Raw genomic sequence first — 14,855 nt, forward strand, 5'->3', positions numbered from 1 at the left:
TGACTCTAAGCGCAGGTGAAGGGGTGTGGGGTGGGGAGCGGACAGGATGTGACTGTCTTGTTATGCGAGAAGGGGGTGGGGTTTCGGGAGTGGGGGGTGTTTGTTCCGCATTCTGAGAACTCCCTGCATGTGTAAGCAACTTAAAGGGGTTTTGGTACTGGCGGCGGTCTGTCCCGTGGTGCCCGGGGTGGCGGTTGGGGGTCGTTTTGGTGCGTGAACGGGGTGTGCGGGCCGTATTGCGTACGTGTTACGCAACGTGACGAACGGCGGGCGCGAAACGGGCGCCCCGCGGGCCGGTGCGGGCCGGGTTCCGGGGTCGGGTGTCCGGTGGGCGGTGTACGGGTGCGGAAATGCGAACGGCGGGGCCCGCACCCGGTGTTGGGGCGGGCCCGCCGCGGCGGGGTGCGGTGTTCAGGCGGTCGCGGGGGGTCGCGGAGCGTCGCGCAGGAGGCAGGTCAGGCGGGCCGAGCAGACGCGTCGGCCGCTCTCGTCGGTGATGACGATCTCGTACGTGGCGGTGGAGCGGCCCCGGTGCACGGGGGTCGCCGTGCCGGTGACGTGGCCGCTGGAGAGGCCGCGGTGGTGGGTGCAGTTGAGGTCCACGCCGACGGCGACCTTCTCGGGGCCGCCGTGGAGCATGGCCCCGACGGAGCCGAGGGTCTCGGCGAGCACGGCGGAGGCGCCACCGTGCAGGAGACCGTAGGGCTGCGTGTTGCCCTCGACGGGCATGGTGCCGACGACCTTCTCGGGGGCGGCCTCCACGACCTCGATGCCCATACGGGTGCCGAGGTGGCCCGCCGAGAAGTAGGAGGGGAGGTCGACGCCGAGGCTGCTGAAGCGGTCGAGGACTTCCTGGGGGAACTTCACACCGCGGTGCTCGCCCATGTGCGGCTCCGTTTCTGTCGCGTCTGCCGCGTGGCCCGCGCGGCCACGCCGCCCGCGGCGGGTGCCGCGCGCGGTTCTGTCCTATCAGGTGGGCTGAGCGAACGCTTAGTGCGCTTGGTCACGTGCCCGGCGCCCCGGAACCTGTCGCGCCCCCGCCCGAGCGGCGCCCCGGCCGGAAAAGCGCGGACGTGTTTAATGAAGAGATGTTTGATCACGAGAAGTTGGGCGCGTCCGATCTCTCCACAGCCCCTCTGTGCCTGGGCGGCAACGTCTTCGGCTGGACGGCCGACCGCGAACAGTCCTTCGCCGTGCTCGACGCCTACGCCGCCGCGGGCGGGAACTTCGTCGACACCGCCGACTCGTACATGTACCAGTTCCCCGGGAACGACCCCGGACAGTCCGAGCGGATCATCGCCGCCTGGCTCGCCGCACGCGGCAACCGGGACGACATCGTCGTCGCCACGAAGGTCGGCGACCACCCCGAGCGCAAGGGCCTCGCCCCCGACAACATCCGCGCCGCGCTCGACGACTCGCTGCGCAGGCTCGGCACCGACCACGTCGACCTCTACTACGCGCACTTCGACGACGAGTCCGTGTCCGTCGAGGACATCGTCACGACGTTCGACGAGCTGGTACGGGCCGGGAAGACCCGGGCGCTCGGGGCGTCCAACATCTCCCCGGCACGGCTCGACGCCATGCTGCGCTTCGCCCGCGCCGAGGGCCTCGCGCGCTTCGAGGTGCTCCAGCCCCAGTACAACCTCGTCTCGCGCGACACCTACGAGGGCGAGCGCCGCGACCTCGTCGCCCGCGAGGGACTGGCCTGCGTCCCCTACTTCGCCCTCGCCTCCGGCTTCCTCACCGGGAAGTACGAGCCGGGGACCACGGGCCGGTACGCGCGCGACGTACCGGGGCTCGCCGGCGGCTACGCCGGTACCGAGCGCGGCACCAAGGTCCTCGCCGCCATGAAGGAGATCGCGGCGGCGCACGGTACGGAGCTCGCCACCGTCGCCCTCGCCTGGCTCGCCCAGCAGCCCACGGTGGCCGCGCCGATCGCCTCCGCGCGCACGGTGGAGCAGGTCCCCGCCCTCGTGGCCCTCGCGGACCTGCGGCTCACCGGGGACGAACTCCAGGCCCTGGACACGGCCTCCGCCTGACGGCCCCCGCCCGCCGCCGCCCCCGTACGGACGCGCCCGCTCAGTCGGCGGGCGTGTCCGTACGGGACGGTTCGAGGCGTACCACGAGGGACTTCGACGCGGGCGTGTTGCTCGTGTCGGCCGTCGCGTCGAGCGGGACGAGGACGTTGGTCTCGGGGTAGTAGGCGGCGGCGCAGCCCCGGGCTGTCGGGTAGTGGACGACGCGGAAGCCGGGCGCCCGGCGCTCGGTGCCGTCGCGCCACTCGCTCACGAGGTCCGCGTACGCCCCGTCCTCGTACCCGAGCGCGGTCGCGTCCTCGGGGTGGACGAGGACGACGCGGCGGCCGTTCGTGATGCCGCGGTAGCGGTCGTCGAGCCCGTAGATCGTGGTGTTGTACTGGTCGTGCGAGCGCAGCGTCTGGAGCAGGAGGCGCCCGGCCGGCAGGCGCGGGTACTCGACGGGCGCGGCGGTGAAGTTGGCCTTGCCCGTCGCGGTGGGGAAGCGGCGCTCGTCGCGCGGGGCGTGCGGGAGGGCGAAGCCGCCGGGGTGGGCGACGCGCGCGTTGAAGTCCTCGAAGCCGGGGACCACGCGGGCGATGCGGTCCCGTACGCGCCCGTAGTCGGCGGCGAACTCCTCCCAGGGCAGCGGCGAAGCGGGGCGCACGGCGCGGGCGAGGCGGGCCACGATCGCGGGCTCGGAGAGCAGCGCGGGGCTCGCGGGGGCGAGGCGTCCGCGCGAGGCGTGGACCATGCCCATGGAGTCCTCGACGGTGACGAACTGCTCGCCGCCCGCCCGGACGTCGCGCTCGGTGCGGCCGAGCGTGGGGAGGATCAGCGCGCGGGCCCCGGTGACGACGTGCGAGCGGTTGAGCTTCGTGGAGACGTGCACGGTGAGGCGGGCGCGGCGCATCGCGGCCTCGGTGACGTCGGTGTCCGGCGATGCGGCGACGAAGTTGCCGCCCATCGCGAGGAAGACCTTCGCCTCGCCGTCGCGCAGCGCGCGGATGGCGCGGACGACGTCGTAGCCGTGCGCGCGGGGCGGGGCGAAGCCGAACTCGCGCTCCAGGGCGTCGAGAAAGGCGGGCGCGGGGCGTTCGAAGATGCCCATCGTGCGGTCGCCCTGCACGTTGGAGTGCCCGCGCACGGGGCAGACGCCCGCGCCGGGGCGGCCGATGTTGCCCCGCAGCAGCAGGAAGTTGACGACCTCGCGGATCGTGGGCACGGAGTGCTTGTGCTGCGTGAGGCCCATCGCCCAGCACACGATGGTGCGTTCGGAGGCGAGGACGAGGCGCAGCGCCTCCTCGACGTCGGCGCGGGCGAGGCCCGTCGCGGCGAGGGTCTCGTCCCAGTCGGCCTCGCGCGCGGCCTTCGCGAAGTCCTCGAAGCCGTGCGTGTGCTCCGCGACGAAGGAGTCGTCGAGCGCGCCCTCGGTCTCCAGGATCAGCTTGTTGAGGAGGCGGAAGAGGGCCTGGTCGCCGCCGATGCGGATCTGGAGGAAGAGGTCGGTGAGCGCGGTGCCGCTCGCGAGGCCCTTGGGGGTCTGCGGGTTCTTGAACCGTTCGAGTCCGGCTTCGGGCAGCGGGTTGACGCTGATGATCTTCGCGCCGCCCGCCTTCGCCTTCTCCAGTGCGGAGAGCATCCGGGGGTGGTTGGTGCCCGGGTTCTGGCCCGCGACGATGATCAGGTCGGCCCGGTGGAGGTCCTCCAGCGAGACGCTGCCCTTGCCGACGCCGATCGTCTCGGAGAGCGCGGAACCGCTCGACTCGTGGCACATGTTGGAGCAGTCCGGCAGGTTGTTCGTACCGAACTCGCGGGCGAAGAGCTGGTAGAGGAACGCGGCCTCGTTGCTCGTGCGGCCCGAGGTGTAGAAGACGGCCTCGTCGGGCGAGCCGAGCGCGGTCAGCTCCTCGGCGACGATGCGGAAAGCCTCGTCCCAGCTCACGGGCGTGTAGTGCGAGGCGCCCTCGGCGAGGTGCATGGGCCCGGTGAGGCGGCCCTGCTGGCCGAGCCAGTAGCCGCTGCGCTCCGCGAGGTCCGCGACGGAGTGCGCGGCGAAGAAGTCCGGGCCCACGCGGCGCAGCGTCGCCTCCTCCGCGACGGCCTTCGCGCCGTTCTCGCAGAACTCGGCGGTGTGCCGCTTGTCGCCCTCGGGCCAGGCGCAGCCGGGGCAGTCGAAGCCGTCTTTCTGGTTGACCCGCAGGAGCGTGAGCGCGGTGCGCCGGAGCCCCATCTGCTGCTGCGCGATGCGCAGCGAGTGCCCGACGGCCGGCAGCCCGGCCGCGGTGTGTCGCGGGGCGGTGACGCGCGGTGCGTCCTGGGCCGGGTCGCTCGCGGGCGGCTTCGTCGCCATGGGTCCCTCCGCTGCTCGTACGTACCGCTTCGATCCTCGCACGGCGGGCGGGGGACGTACGGGGCCGGGGCTGGGCTTTTCCGCGGAGGGAGGGCGCTTTTCCGGGGCGGGGCGGCGCTTTTCCGGGGCGGGGCGGCGCGTTTCCGCGGCCGGCGGCGCTGTTCCGGCGGCGGTACGCGGACGGGGGCGCCCCTGTGCCGGAGGGCTCCGCCGCGTCCCCTTGCCGCCGCCGTCCGCGTCGCGCGGTCCGGGCTGTCGGTGCTCCGTGGCAGGATCGGGGGCGTGGCACAGACAGCAGCGAAGAAGAAGTCCGCGACCGCCGAGCAGAGCCCCGCCAAGGGGGGTGGCGGCCGTCCCAGGCTCATGCTCATGGACGGGCACTCCCTGGCGTACCGGGCGTTCTTCGCGCTGCCCGCGGAGAATTTCACGACGTCCACCGGGCAGCCGACGAACGCGATCTACGGATTCGCCTCGATGCTCGCGAACACGCTGCGCGACGAGCAGCCCACGCATTTCGCGGTCGCCTTCGACGTCTCGCGCAAGACGTGGCGGGCCGAGGAGTTCACCGAGTACAAGGCGAACAGGGCGAAGACCCCCGACGAGTTCCGCGGGCAGGTCGAGCTGATCGGCGAACTGCTCGACACGATGCACGCGGACCGCTTCGCCGTCGAGGGCTTCGAGGCGGACGACATCATCGCGACGCTGGCCACGCAGGCGGAGGCGGCCGGTTTCGACGTCCTCATCGTCACGGGCGACCGGGACTCCTTCCAGCTCGTCTCGGAGCACACGACCGTGCTCTACCCGACGAAGGGCGTCTCCGAGCTGACCCGCTACACCCCCGAGAAGGTCGAGGAGCGGTACGGGCTCACCCCCGCCCAGTACCCGGACTTCGCCGCGCTGCGCGGCGACCCCTCCGACAACCTGCCCGGCATCCCCGGCGTCGGCGAGAAGACGGCGGCGAAGTGGATCACGCAGTTCGGCTCCTTCGCGGAGCTCGTCGAGCGCGCCGAGGAGGTCAAGGGCAAGGCCGGGCAGAACTTCCGGGACCACCTGGAGGCCGTGAAGCTCAACCGGCGGCTCACCGAGATGGTCAGGGACGTCCCCCTCGACAAGGCCCCCGAGGACCTGGAGCGCGCCGCGTACGACCGCAAGCAGCTCGCCGTCCTCCTCGACACCCTGGAGATCCGCAACCCCTCGCTGCGCGAGCGGCTGCTCGCCGTCGACCCCGGCGCCGAGCAGGAGCAGGAGCCGGTCACGGAGGACGTCGCGCTGGACGCGACGCTCGTCCCGGCGAACGGGAAGCTCGCGCCCTGGCTGGAGGAGCACGGCAACGCGGTGCTCGGCGTGGCCACGGTCGACACGTGGAAGCTCGGCGCGGGCGAGGTCGCCGAGGTGGCGCTCGCCGCCGCAGGCGGGGCCGCCGCCTGGTTCGAGCCCTCCTCGCTCGACGAGGACGACGAGCGGGCCTTCGCCGACTGGCTCGGCGACCCGGAGCGCCCCAAGGTCATGCACGACGCGAAGGGCCTCATGCGCGTCTTCGGCGAGCACGGCATGACGGTCGCGGGCGTCGCGATGGACACGGCGCTCAGCGCGTACCTCGTCAAGCCGGGCCGCCGCACCTTCGCGCTCGACGCGCTGTCCCTCGAATACCTGGGCCGCGAGCTGGTCCCCGCGCAGGAGTCGGACGGGCAGCTCGCCTTCGGCGCCGACGACGAGACCCAGGCGCGCACCCTCATGGTCGAGGCCCGCACGATCCTCGACCTCGGCACGGCCCTCGGCGCGCGCCTGCCCGAGGTCGGCGCGGAAGGACTGCTCACCGACATCGAGCTGCCCACCTCGGCGCTCCTCGCCCGCATGGAGCGCGCCGGGATCGCCGCCGACCGCGCGCACCTGGAGGAGATGGAGCGGCAGTTCGCGGGCGCCGTCGAGCAGGCGGTGCGCGAGGCGCACGCCGCGGTCGGGCACGAGTTCAACCTCGGCTCGCCCAAGCAGCTCCAGGAAGTCCTCTTCGGCGAGCTGAACCTGCCGAAGACCCGCAAGACGAAGACCGGTTACACGACGGACGCCGACTCCCTCGCCTGGCTCGCGGGCCAGACGGAGCACGAGCTGCCGGTCCTCATGCTCCGCCACCGCGAGCAGGCGAAGCTGCGGAGCACGGTCGAGGGGCTCATCAAGTCCATCGCCCCCGACGGCCGTATCCACACGACGTTCAACCAGACCGTCGCCGCCACGGGCCGGCTCTCCTCGACGGACCCGAACCTCCAGAACATCCCCGTGCGCACCGACGAGGGCCGCGCGATCCGCCGCGGCTTCGTCGTCGGCGAGGGCTACGAGGCCCTCATGACCGCCGACTACAGCCAGATCGAACTGCGCGTCATGGCGCACCTCTCGGAGGACGAGGGGCTCATCGCCGCCTTCACCTCGGGCGAGGACCTGCACCGCACGGTCGCCGGGTACGTCTTCAACGTCGAACCGGCCGCCGTCGACGCCGAGATGCGGCGCAAGATCAAGGCCATGTCGTACGGGCTCGCCTACGGCCTCTCCGCCTTCGGCCTCTCGCAGCAGCTCGGCATCGAGGCCGGCGAGGCACGCGCCCTCATGGACACGTACTTCGAGCGCTTCGGCGGCGTACGCGACTACCTGCACCGCGTCGTCGAGGAGGCGCGCGCCACCGGCTACACGGCGACGATGCTCGGCCGCCGCCGCTACCTGCCCGACCTCAACAGCGACAACAGGCAGCGCCGCGAGGCCGCCGAGCGCATGGCGCTCAACGCGCCGATCCAGGGCACGGCCGCCGACATCGTGAAGATCGCGATGCTCGGCGTGGACCGCGCGCTGCGCGAGGCGGAGCTGACCTCGCGGATGCTGCTCCAGGTCCACGACGAAATCGTCCTCGAACTCGCCCCGGGCGAACGCGAGCCGGTCGAGGAGATCCTGCGCCGCGAGATGGCCGCGGCGGCCCAACTGCGCGCCCCGCTCACGGTCTCGGTCGGCGTCGGCCGGGACTGGGAGGCGGCGGCGCACTGAGGGGGAGGGGCGCGGGGGTACGGAGGTACGGGGCGGCTCGGGTCGCCCGGTATGCCCCGTACCCCGCGCCCGCGAAACGCCCGCCGTCGCACCCCGCCGCCCCGCCGCCGCACCTCGCGGCCCCGCTCGCGCCGCCCGTGTCCGCGCGTTCACTCCCTGTCGGCGCGGGCTGAACAGGGGGCGAAATGGCGAGGGCGAGTTATGGCCAAGTGGTGAAAGCCGGTCACCCTCGTCTGCCCGGGTGCGGGAAGTTGTCGTAGTGTCACCTGGGTCAACACGCCTGAGAGCGTGGCGGGCGGCGGACGGGAGGGGCGGACCGGGATGGCGGCGCAATTCGGGATACGGCTGCGCAAGGGGGCCGCGGCGACGGCGGTCACGGCGGCGGTGATGGCGGCGCTCGCCGGCTCACAGGCGCCCGGCGCGGTCAAGGACCTGCCCGGCGGCACGAGCCACTCGGCCGAGGCGGGCGACCAGCTCCCGCCGAGCGACGACCACTACTACACCGACCTGCCCCCGATCCGCCCCGGCGACCCCCAGTCCTCGCACGACCTGCCGGGCGCGCGGCAGCCGGGCGACACGGCCGACCCCGCCGACGCGCAGGCCGGCATCCCCGCCACCGTGCTCGCCGCCTACAAGAAGGCCGAGACCGAACTCGCCCGCACGCGCGGCGAGTGCAAGCTTCCCTGGCAACTGCTCGCCGCGATCGGCCACGTCGAGTCCGGCCACGCGCGCGGCGGGAAGGTCGACGCGGACGGCACCACGATCGGCAGGATTCTCGGCCCCCAGCTCAACGGCCAGGGCTTCGCGCTCATCCAGGACACCGACCAGGGCCGCTACGACGGCGACACGACGCACGACCGCGCGGTCGGCCCCATGCAGTTCATCCCCTCCACCTGGGCCGGATCGGGGCGCGACGGCAACGGCGACGGCATCGAGGACCCGAACAACGTCTACGACGCCGCCCTCGCCGCCGGCTACTACCTGTGCGGAGACGGCCGCGACCTCGCCACGAGCGACGGCATGCGCGCCGCGATCCTCAGCTACAACCACTCCTCGGAGTACCTCGCGACGGTCCTGACCTGGTACGACTTCTACCGCGACGGAGCCCACGAAGTCCCCGACGGCACCGGGCCGCTGCCCAGCCGCCCCCACACCCCGACCGCGCCGAGCAGCCCTTCGACGCCGCCGTCGACCCCGCCCTCCGTACGCCCGAGCCCGCCCGGCCACTCCACCTCGCCCACGCCCCCGCACGGCTCGACGCCCCCCGCGACGAAGCCGCCCACGAGCCCCGGCACGCCGAGCACACCCCCCACGACGCCCCCGACCACCCCGCCCACCACGCCGAAGCCCCCCGCCGAGCGCGTCACCGCCCTCACGAAGACCGGGCCCGCGACGCTCGCGACGCTCACCGGGCTCGACTTCGACGTACGGCCCGCCGTGCGCGCGCTCGACCACGAGGGCAAGCCGGTGGCCGGGCTCAAGGTCACCTTCGGCGTCGTCGGCGACACCGACGCGCGCTTCTCCGGCGCGAAGAGCGTCGTCGTCACGACCAACGCGCAGGGCACGGCGACGGCCCCCACCCTCACCGCGGGCAAGAGCGCCGGCAAGTTCACCGTCCGCGCGAGCCTCGCCTCCGGCAAGCCCGGCCCCGTCGACTTCGCGGCCACGGTCACCGAACCCGCCGCCGACACCCTCAAGCCGGTGGACGACAAGGCCACGTACGAGGCGAAGGCCGGTGACGCCTTCGAGAAGAGCCCCGACCTCCGGGCGAGCCTCGACGGGAAGACCGTCGCGGGCGTCCGCACGACCGTCACGGTCCTCGACAAGGACGGCAAGGAACTCGCCGAGGACACCGGCCCGTACGCACTCGACGCCGACGACGAGAAGACCCGCGCCCTCACCCTCGTGAGCGACAAGGACGGCGTCCTCCACCTGCCCAACCTCCACGCGGGGGACCAGCCGGGCACCTACGTCCTGCGGTTCACCGCGGGCAAGGCCACGGCGGACGTCGGACTGACCGTGACGGACCCGAAGGCGGAGGAACCCGGCGAAGGGGGCTCCGCGAGCCCGGAGCCCGGCACGGGGAGCGAGAGCCCGGCCGCGTAGGAGACCTCCGGCAGGCGGTTCCGCGCGGGTAGGCGACCCGCGCGGCACCGCCTCAGGGACGCTCCGGCCACGCGTGCTTCGGGTACCGCCCGCGCAGGTCCGCCCGCACGGCCCGGTAACCGTCCGCCCAGAAGGACTCCAGATCCGAGGTCACCGCGGCGGGCCGCCCCGCCGGGGACAGCAGGTGCACCCGCACCGGCACCCCCGCCACGCGCGGCGTCTCCCGCACCCCGAACAACTGCTGCACCCGCGCGGCGAGCACCGGCGGCTCACCGCTCCCGCCCTCCGGATAGGCCAGCCGCACCCGCCGCCCGTCCGGCAGTTCCACCGACTCCGGCGCGAGTTCCGCGAGCCGCCCCGCCTGCCCCGAGGCCCAGGGCAGCAACCTCCGCAGCGCCTCCGCCACCTTCACCCGCGCCAGATCCGCGCGCCGCCGCGCCCGCGACAGCTCCGGCTCCAGCCACTCCTCCGCCCGCGCGAGGAGCGCCGCGTCCGACACGTCCGCCCACGGCTCGCCCAGCACCCCGCGCAGGAACGCCATCCGCGCCCGCAGCCCCCGCGCCCCCGGCGTCCACTCCAGGAGCCCCAGCCCCGTCTCCGCGAGCCCTTCGAGCAACGCGGCCCGTACCAGGACGGGTTCGGGGCGTGCGAGATTCCGCTCCCGCAGCACGACCGCGCCGAGACGGCTCACCTCACGGGCCCGCACGTCCCCATCCGCCCAGCGCACCTCCTGCCCCTCCGCGAACAAGGGCGCGGCGGTCTCCCGGGCCGTCCGCTCGTCGATCGCCGCCGCGAGCCGTACCCGCGCCGAGGCCGCGCCCGCCGGACGGTCGGCGACCGCGACGGCGAGCCAGGACGCCTCGCGCAGCCGGGACTCCCGCTCCGGCTCGGCGCCCGTCCCCGACACCATGAGGAAGCCGCCGCCGCGCGCCCGCGCGACCCGCTCCGGGTGCGCGAGCGCCGTCACGACCCCGGCCGCCGCGTCCTCCGCCACCAGGGCGTCCCCCGCGTCGGCCCCCGCCTGCCGCAACGCCCCGCGCAGCCGCCGCACTTCCTGCCGCCACCGGCCCCCGTACCCGTCACCGCCCTGCCGGGCCCGCCGCAGCACGAGCGCCAGCTCGTCCCCGTACGCGCGCGGCGGCTCCTCGCTCAGCAACGCCACGTACTCCGCCGCGAGCCGCCCCCCGACCTCGGCGGCGCCGTCGAGCAGCGCGCGCCCCAGCCGCGGGTGCAGGCCCAGCCGCGCGAGCCGCTCCCCGCGCGCCGTCGCCCTCCCGTCCGCGCCCGTCGCCCCGAGCGCCGCGAGCACCGAGCGCGCCGCGGCGAGCGCCCCGGCCGGAGGCGGGTCGAGCAGCGCGAGCGAGGACGCGTCGGGGTCGCCCCAGCACGCCGCCTGGAGCGCGAAGGACGTCAGGTCGGCGACGGCGATCTCCGGCGAGGGGAAGGCCGTCATGCGGTGCTCCTCGGCCCGGTCCCAGCAGCGGTAGGCGGTCCCCGGGGCCTCCCGCCCGGCACGGCCCGCGCGCTGCGCGGCGGCGGCCAGCGAGGCCCGTACGGTCGTGAGCGCCGCGAGCCCGCGCGCGTGGTCGACGCGTGGCTCGCGCGCGAGCCCCGAGTCCACGACGACGCGCACCCCCGGCACGGTCAGCGAGGACTCGGCGACGGAGGTCGCGAGCACGACCCTGCGCCGCGTGCTGGGCCCGGCGAGCACCGCGTCCTGCGTCTCGGCCGGAGCACGCCCGTGCACCTGGAGCACCTCGAGATCCGGCTCCCCGGCGAGCAGCCCCGCGACCTTCGCGAGCTCGCCGACGCCCGGCAGGAAGCACAGCACGTCGCCGCTCCGCTCGGCGAGCGCCTGCCGCACGACGGCGGCGACGTGCTGGAGCTGAGCCGGGTCCACGCGCAGCCCGAGCGGCGGCCGGAAGGGCCGCCGCGGCGGCGCCCACACGGTCTCCACGGGGAACGAGACCCCCTCGGCGCCCACGACGGGCGCCCCGCCGAGCAGCCGCGCCCAGCCCTCCGCGTCCGTCGTCGCCGAAGCGGCGAGCAGCCGCAACCCGGGGCGCAGCGCCGCCCGTACGTCGAGGAGGAAAGCCGTGGCCGTGTCCGCGTCGAGGTGCCGCTCGTGGCACTCGTCGAGGATCACGACGTCCACGCCCGCGAGTTCCTGGTCGCGCTGGAGCCGCTGGAGCAGGACGCCCGTCGTGACGACCTCGACGCGGGTACGGGGCCCCGTGCGCCGCTCGCCGCGCACGCGGAAGCCGACGTGCTCGCCCACCTCCTCGCCGAGCAGCCACGCCATGCGCCGCGCGGCGGCCCGGACCGCGATCCTGCGCGGCTCCGCGACGAGCACCCGCCGCTCGGGAGCCCCGTCGCCGAGCAGCCCCGCGAGGGCGAGCGGCACGAGCGTCGTCTTGCCACTGCCCGGGGGCGCGGTGAGCACCGCCGTACCGCCCGCGCCGTCCCCGTACAACGCGGTGGCGAGCGCGGGCAGCGCGGTGCGGACGGGCAGGGCGTCGAGCGCGGCGGTACGGATCACGGGCCCAGTCTCGCGCAGCGGGCGCTCAGGCGGTGGTCAGGCGTCCTTCTCGCACACGAAGATCGCCGTGCCCGGGATGAGATGCCCGCGCAGCGGCGACCAGCCGCCCCACTCCTGCGTGTTCCACTCCGGCCACTCCGGCTCGACGAGGTCCACGAGCCGCAGCCCCGCGCGCACGACGTCGCGGACGCGGTCCCCGACCGTGCGGTGGTGCTCGACGTACACCGCCTCGCCCTCCTCGTCCTCCTCCACATAGGGAGTGCGGTCGAAGTACGAGCCCGAGACGCTCAGCCCCTCGGGGCCGGGCTCGTCGGGGAAGGCCCAGCGCATCGGGTGGGTCACCGAGAACACGAAGCGCCCGCCGGGCCGCAGCACGCGCCGCACCTCGCGCAGCACCCGCACCGGGTCGGCGACGAACGGGAGCGCCCCGTACGCGGAACAGACCAGGTCGAAGGAGGAGCCGGCGAAGGGCAGCGCGCTCGCGTCCGCCTCGACGAGCGGGAAGCGCGCGGAGTGCTCCTCGGCGATGCGCAGCGCGTGCTGGAGCTGGCGGTGCGCCAGGTCCAGCGCGACGGGGCGCGCGCCCTGCGCGGCGAGCCACCGCGAGCACTGCGCCGCGCCCGCGCCGATCTCCAGGACGTCCTTGCCCGCCAGCTCCTCCGCAGGGCCGAGGAGCTGCGCCTCCACCTCGTCGAGCCCCTCGGGGCCCCAGACGAAACGGTCGTCGCCGAGGAAGGTGCCGTGCTCGGCCTGGTACTCGTCCGCGTTGCCGTTCCACCAGCCGCGGTTGGCGCGGCTGCTCTCGGTGACGCTCGCGGCACGCCGCGTGGCGGTGACGGTCTCGTCCTCGGCGGTCTCGCCTGCCGGGTCGAAGGGGGTCTGGGGGGCTTGGATGATGTGCTCCATCGTCGTACTGTTCGCTCCAGCCGTCGCCGCCGCGTCCCCAAGGGGGCGCCGTGTGCCGGGAATGCGGGGATCGCCCTCGCGTGGGCGCCTTCGCGCATTGACCCTGTCCGGCTGCCCCCGTATGCTACAAGTTGCGCTGCGAGCCTGCGCTCCTCAGACCTAGCAGGCGGTGCTCGCATCTGTTGTTTGTCTCGCGGTTCGAGGCGGTCGGCCCCTGGGGGCGGCGGTCGCGTACCGCTCGGGCTCCACGGTGCGAAATGGGCTCCAGCGCTAGCAGTGCCTACGACTTCAATGTCCGTACCGGAGCCCTTACCCACATGACGAGCAGCACCGAGACCACCGCCACCACCCCGCAGGTAGCGGTCAACGACATCGGTAACGAGGAAGCCTTCCTCGCCGCGATCGACGAGACGATCAAGTACTTCAACGACGGCGACATCGTCGACGGCGTCATCGTGAAGGTCGACCGGGACGAGGTCCTGCTCGACATCGGTTACAAGACCGAAGGCGTCATCCCCTCCCGCGAGCTTTCGATCAAGCACGACGTCGACCCCAACGAGGTCGTCAAGGTCGGCGACGAGATCGAGGCCCTTGTTCTCCAGAAGGAGGACAAGGAGGGTCGGCTCATCCTGTCCAAGAAGCGTGCGCAGTACGAGCGCGCCTGGGGCACGATCGAGAAGATCAAGGAAGAGGACGGCATCGTCACCGGTACCGTCATCGAGGTCGTCAAGGGTGGTCTCATCCTCGACATCGGCCTCCGAGGCTTCCTCCCGGCCTCCCTGGTCGAGATGCGCCGCGTCCGCGACCTCCAGCCCTACGTGGGCAAGGAGCTCGAGGCGAAGATCATCGAGCTGGACAAGAACCGCAACAACGTGGTCCTGTCCCGCCGTGCCTGGCTGGAGCAGACCCAGTCCGAGGTGCGCCAGACCTTCCTCACGACCCTCCAGAAGGGTCAGGTCCGCTCCGGCGTCGTCTCCTCCATCGTCAACTTCGGTGCCTTCGTGGACCTGGGTGGCGTGGACGGCCTCGTGCACGTCTCCGAGCTGTCCTGGAAGCACATCGACCACCCCTCCGAGGTTGTCGAGGTCGGCCAGGAAGTCACCGTCGAGGTTCTCGACGTGGACATGGACCGCGAGCGTGTCTCCCTGTCGCTCAAGGCGACGCAGGAAGACCCGTGGCAGCAGTTCGCCCGGACGCACCAGATCGGTCAGGTCGTCCCCGGCAAGGTCACCAAGCTCGTTCCCTTCGGCGCGTTCGTCCGCGTCGACGAGGGCATCGAGGGCCTGGTCCACATCTCCGAGCTGGCCGAGCGCCACGTGGAGATCCCGGAGCAGGTCGTCCAGGTCAACGACGAGATCTTCGTCAAGGTCATCGACATCGACCTGGAGCGCCGCCGCATCAGCCTCTCGCTGAAGCAGGCCAACGAGGCCTTCGGCGCCGACCCGGCCTCGGTCGAGTTCGACCCGACCCTGTACGGCATGGCCGCGTCCTACGACGACCAGGGCAACTACATCTACCCCGAGGGCTTCGACCCCGAGACCAACGACTGGCTCGAGGGGTACGAGAAGCAGCGCGAGGAGTGGGAGGGCCAGTACGCCGAGGCCCAGACCCGCTTCGAGCAGCACCAGGCCCAGGTCATCAAGTCCCGCGAGGCCGACGAGCAGGCCGCTGCCGAGGGCACCGAGGCGGCTCCGGCCGCCCCGGGCGCCAGCGGTGGCAGCAGCAGCGCCGGTGGTTCGTACTCCTCGGACACCGGTGACAACTCGGGCGCCCTCGCCTCGGACGAGGCGCTCGCGGCCCTGCGCGAGAAGCTGGCCGGCGGCCAGAGCTGAACCCGCTCCGCTGACCCCGCTCCCCGGCGCCCCGTGCGTACCGGGAAGCGGTAGGCGGTAAGCAGTACGGAGTCCCG

Annotated in this window: 8 protein-coding genes; 4 read left to right on the forward strand and 4 right to left on the reverse strand. The window is 73.4% G+C overall.

Annotated features, from left to right (window positions below; genetic code table 11):
* Window positions 1-411: 411 nt before the first annotated feature.
* A complete protein-coding gene (locus tag STTU_RS26120) occupies window positions 412-885 on the reverse strand; it encodes a PaaI family thioesterase (protein ID WP_007828429.1) in 474 nt (157 codons plus the stop codon).
* A gap of 203 nt (window positions 886-1,088) precedes the next feature.
* On the opposite strand from STTU_RS26120, the gene STTU_RS26125 reads away from it, so the two are divergent.
* Window positions 1,089-2,039 carry an aldo/keto reductase gene (locus STTU_RS26125; RefSeq protein WP_007828430.1) on the forward strand — a complete coding sequence of 317 codons (951 nt, stop codon included), beginning with the start codon at window positions 1,089-1,091 and terminating at the stop codon, window positions 2,037-2,039.
* Between the two features lie 40 nt (window positions 2,040-2,079).
* Here STTU_RS26125 and STTU_RS26130 read toward each other — a convergent pair whose 3' ends face one another.
* The gene (locus STTU_RS26130) at window positions 2,080-4,368 is read right to left on the reverse strand and encodes an FdhF/YdeP family oxidoreductase (RefSeq protein ID WP_007828431.1); all 2,289 of its coding nucleotides are present in this window, start codon (window positions 4,366-4,368) and stop codon (window positions 2,080-2,082) included.
* 282 nt (window positions 4,369-4,650) lie between these two features.
* Between STTU_RS26130 and polA the strand changes: the two genes are divergently transcribed.
* Together polA and STTU_RS26140 are read left to right on the forward strand one after the other, a co-directional pair.
* A complete protein-coding gene (gene polA, locus STTU_RS26135) occupies window positions 4,651-7,395 on the forward strand; it encodes a DNA polymerase I (RefSeq protein WP_007828432.1) in 2,745 nt (914 codons plus the stop codon).
* Window positions 7,396-7,716: 321 nt separating this feature from the next.
* On the forward strand, window positions 7,717-9,501 hold the full coding sequence (locus STTU_RS26140) for a lytic murein transglycosylase (RefSeq protein WP_043256397.1): 1,785 nt from the start codon (window positions 7,717-7,719) through the stop codon (window positions 9,499-9,501).
* Between the two features lie 52 nt (window positions 9,502-9,553).
* On the opposite strand, the gene hrpB is transcribed toward STTU_RS26140, so the two are convergent.
* Together hrpB and STTU_RS26150 are read right to left on the reverse strand one after the other, a co-directional pair.
* The gene (gene hrpB / locus STTU_RS26145) at window positions 9,554-12,040 is read right to left on the reverse strand and encodes an ATP-dependent helicase HrpB (RefSeq protein ID WP_007828448.1); all 2,487 of its coding nucleotides are present in this window, start codon (window positions 12,038-12,040) and stop codon (window positions 9,554-9,556) included.
* A 36-nt stretch (window positions 12,041-12,076) separates the two neighbouring features.
* On the reverse strand, window positions 12,077-12,946 hold the full coding sequence (locus STTU_RS26150) for a class I SAM-dependent methyltransferase (protein WP_009064252.1): 870 nt from the start codon (window positions 12,944-12,946) through the stop codon (window positions 12,077-12,079).
* Window positions 12,947-13,263: 317 nt separating this feature from the next.
* Here STTU_RS26150 and rpsA point away from each other — a divergent pair, with 317 nt between their 5' ends.
* Window positions 13,264-14,778 carry a 30S ribosomal protein S1 gene (rpsA, locus tag STTU_RS26155; RefSeq protein ID WP_009064250.1) on the forward strand — a complete coding sequence of 505 codons (1,515 nt, stop codon included), beginning with the start codon at window positions 13,264-13,266 and terminating at the stop codon, window positions 14,776-14,778.
* Window positions 14,779-14,855: the final 77 nt, after the last annotated feature.

Origin of the sequence: Streptomyces sp. Tu6071, assembly GCF_000213055.1 — a bacterium.
GTDB classification, from domain to species: Bacteria; Actinomycetota; Actinomycetes; order Streptomycetales; family Streptomycetaceae; genus Streptomyces; species Streptomyces evansiae.

Excerpts from the sequence above, each read along its gene's own strand:
- rpsA (WP_009064250.1), top strand. The coding sequence starts at position 13,264 with ATGACGAGCAGCACCGAGACCACCGCCACCACCCCGCAGGTAGCGGTC.
- STTU_RS26150 (WP_009064252.1), bottom strand. The coding sequence starts at position 12,946 with ATGGAGCACATCATCCAAGCCCCCCAGACCCCCTTCGACCCGGCAGGC.
- STTU_RS26125 (WP_007828430.1), top strand. The coding sequence starts at position 1,089 with ATGTTTGATCACGAGAAGTTGGGCGCGTCCGATCTCTCCACAGCCCCT.
- STTU_RS26140 (WP_043256397.1), top strand. The coding sequence starts at position 7,717 with ATGGCGGCGCAATTCGGGATACGGCTGCGCAAGGGGGCCGCGGCGACG.
- STTU_RS26130 (WP_007828431.1), bottom strand. The coding sequence starts at position 4,368 with ATGGCGACGAAGCCGCCCGCGAGCGACCCGGCCCAGGACGCACCGCGC.
- STTU_RS26120 (WP_007828429.1), bottom strand. The coding sequence starts at position 885 with ATGGGCGAGCACCGCGGTGTGAAGTTCCCCCAGGAAGTCCTCGACCGC.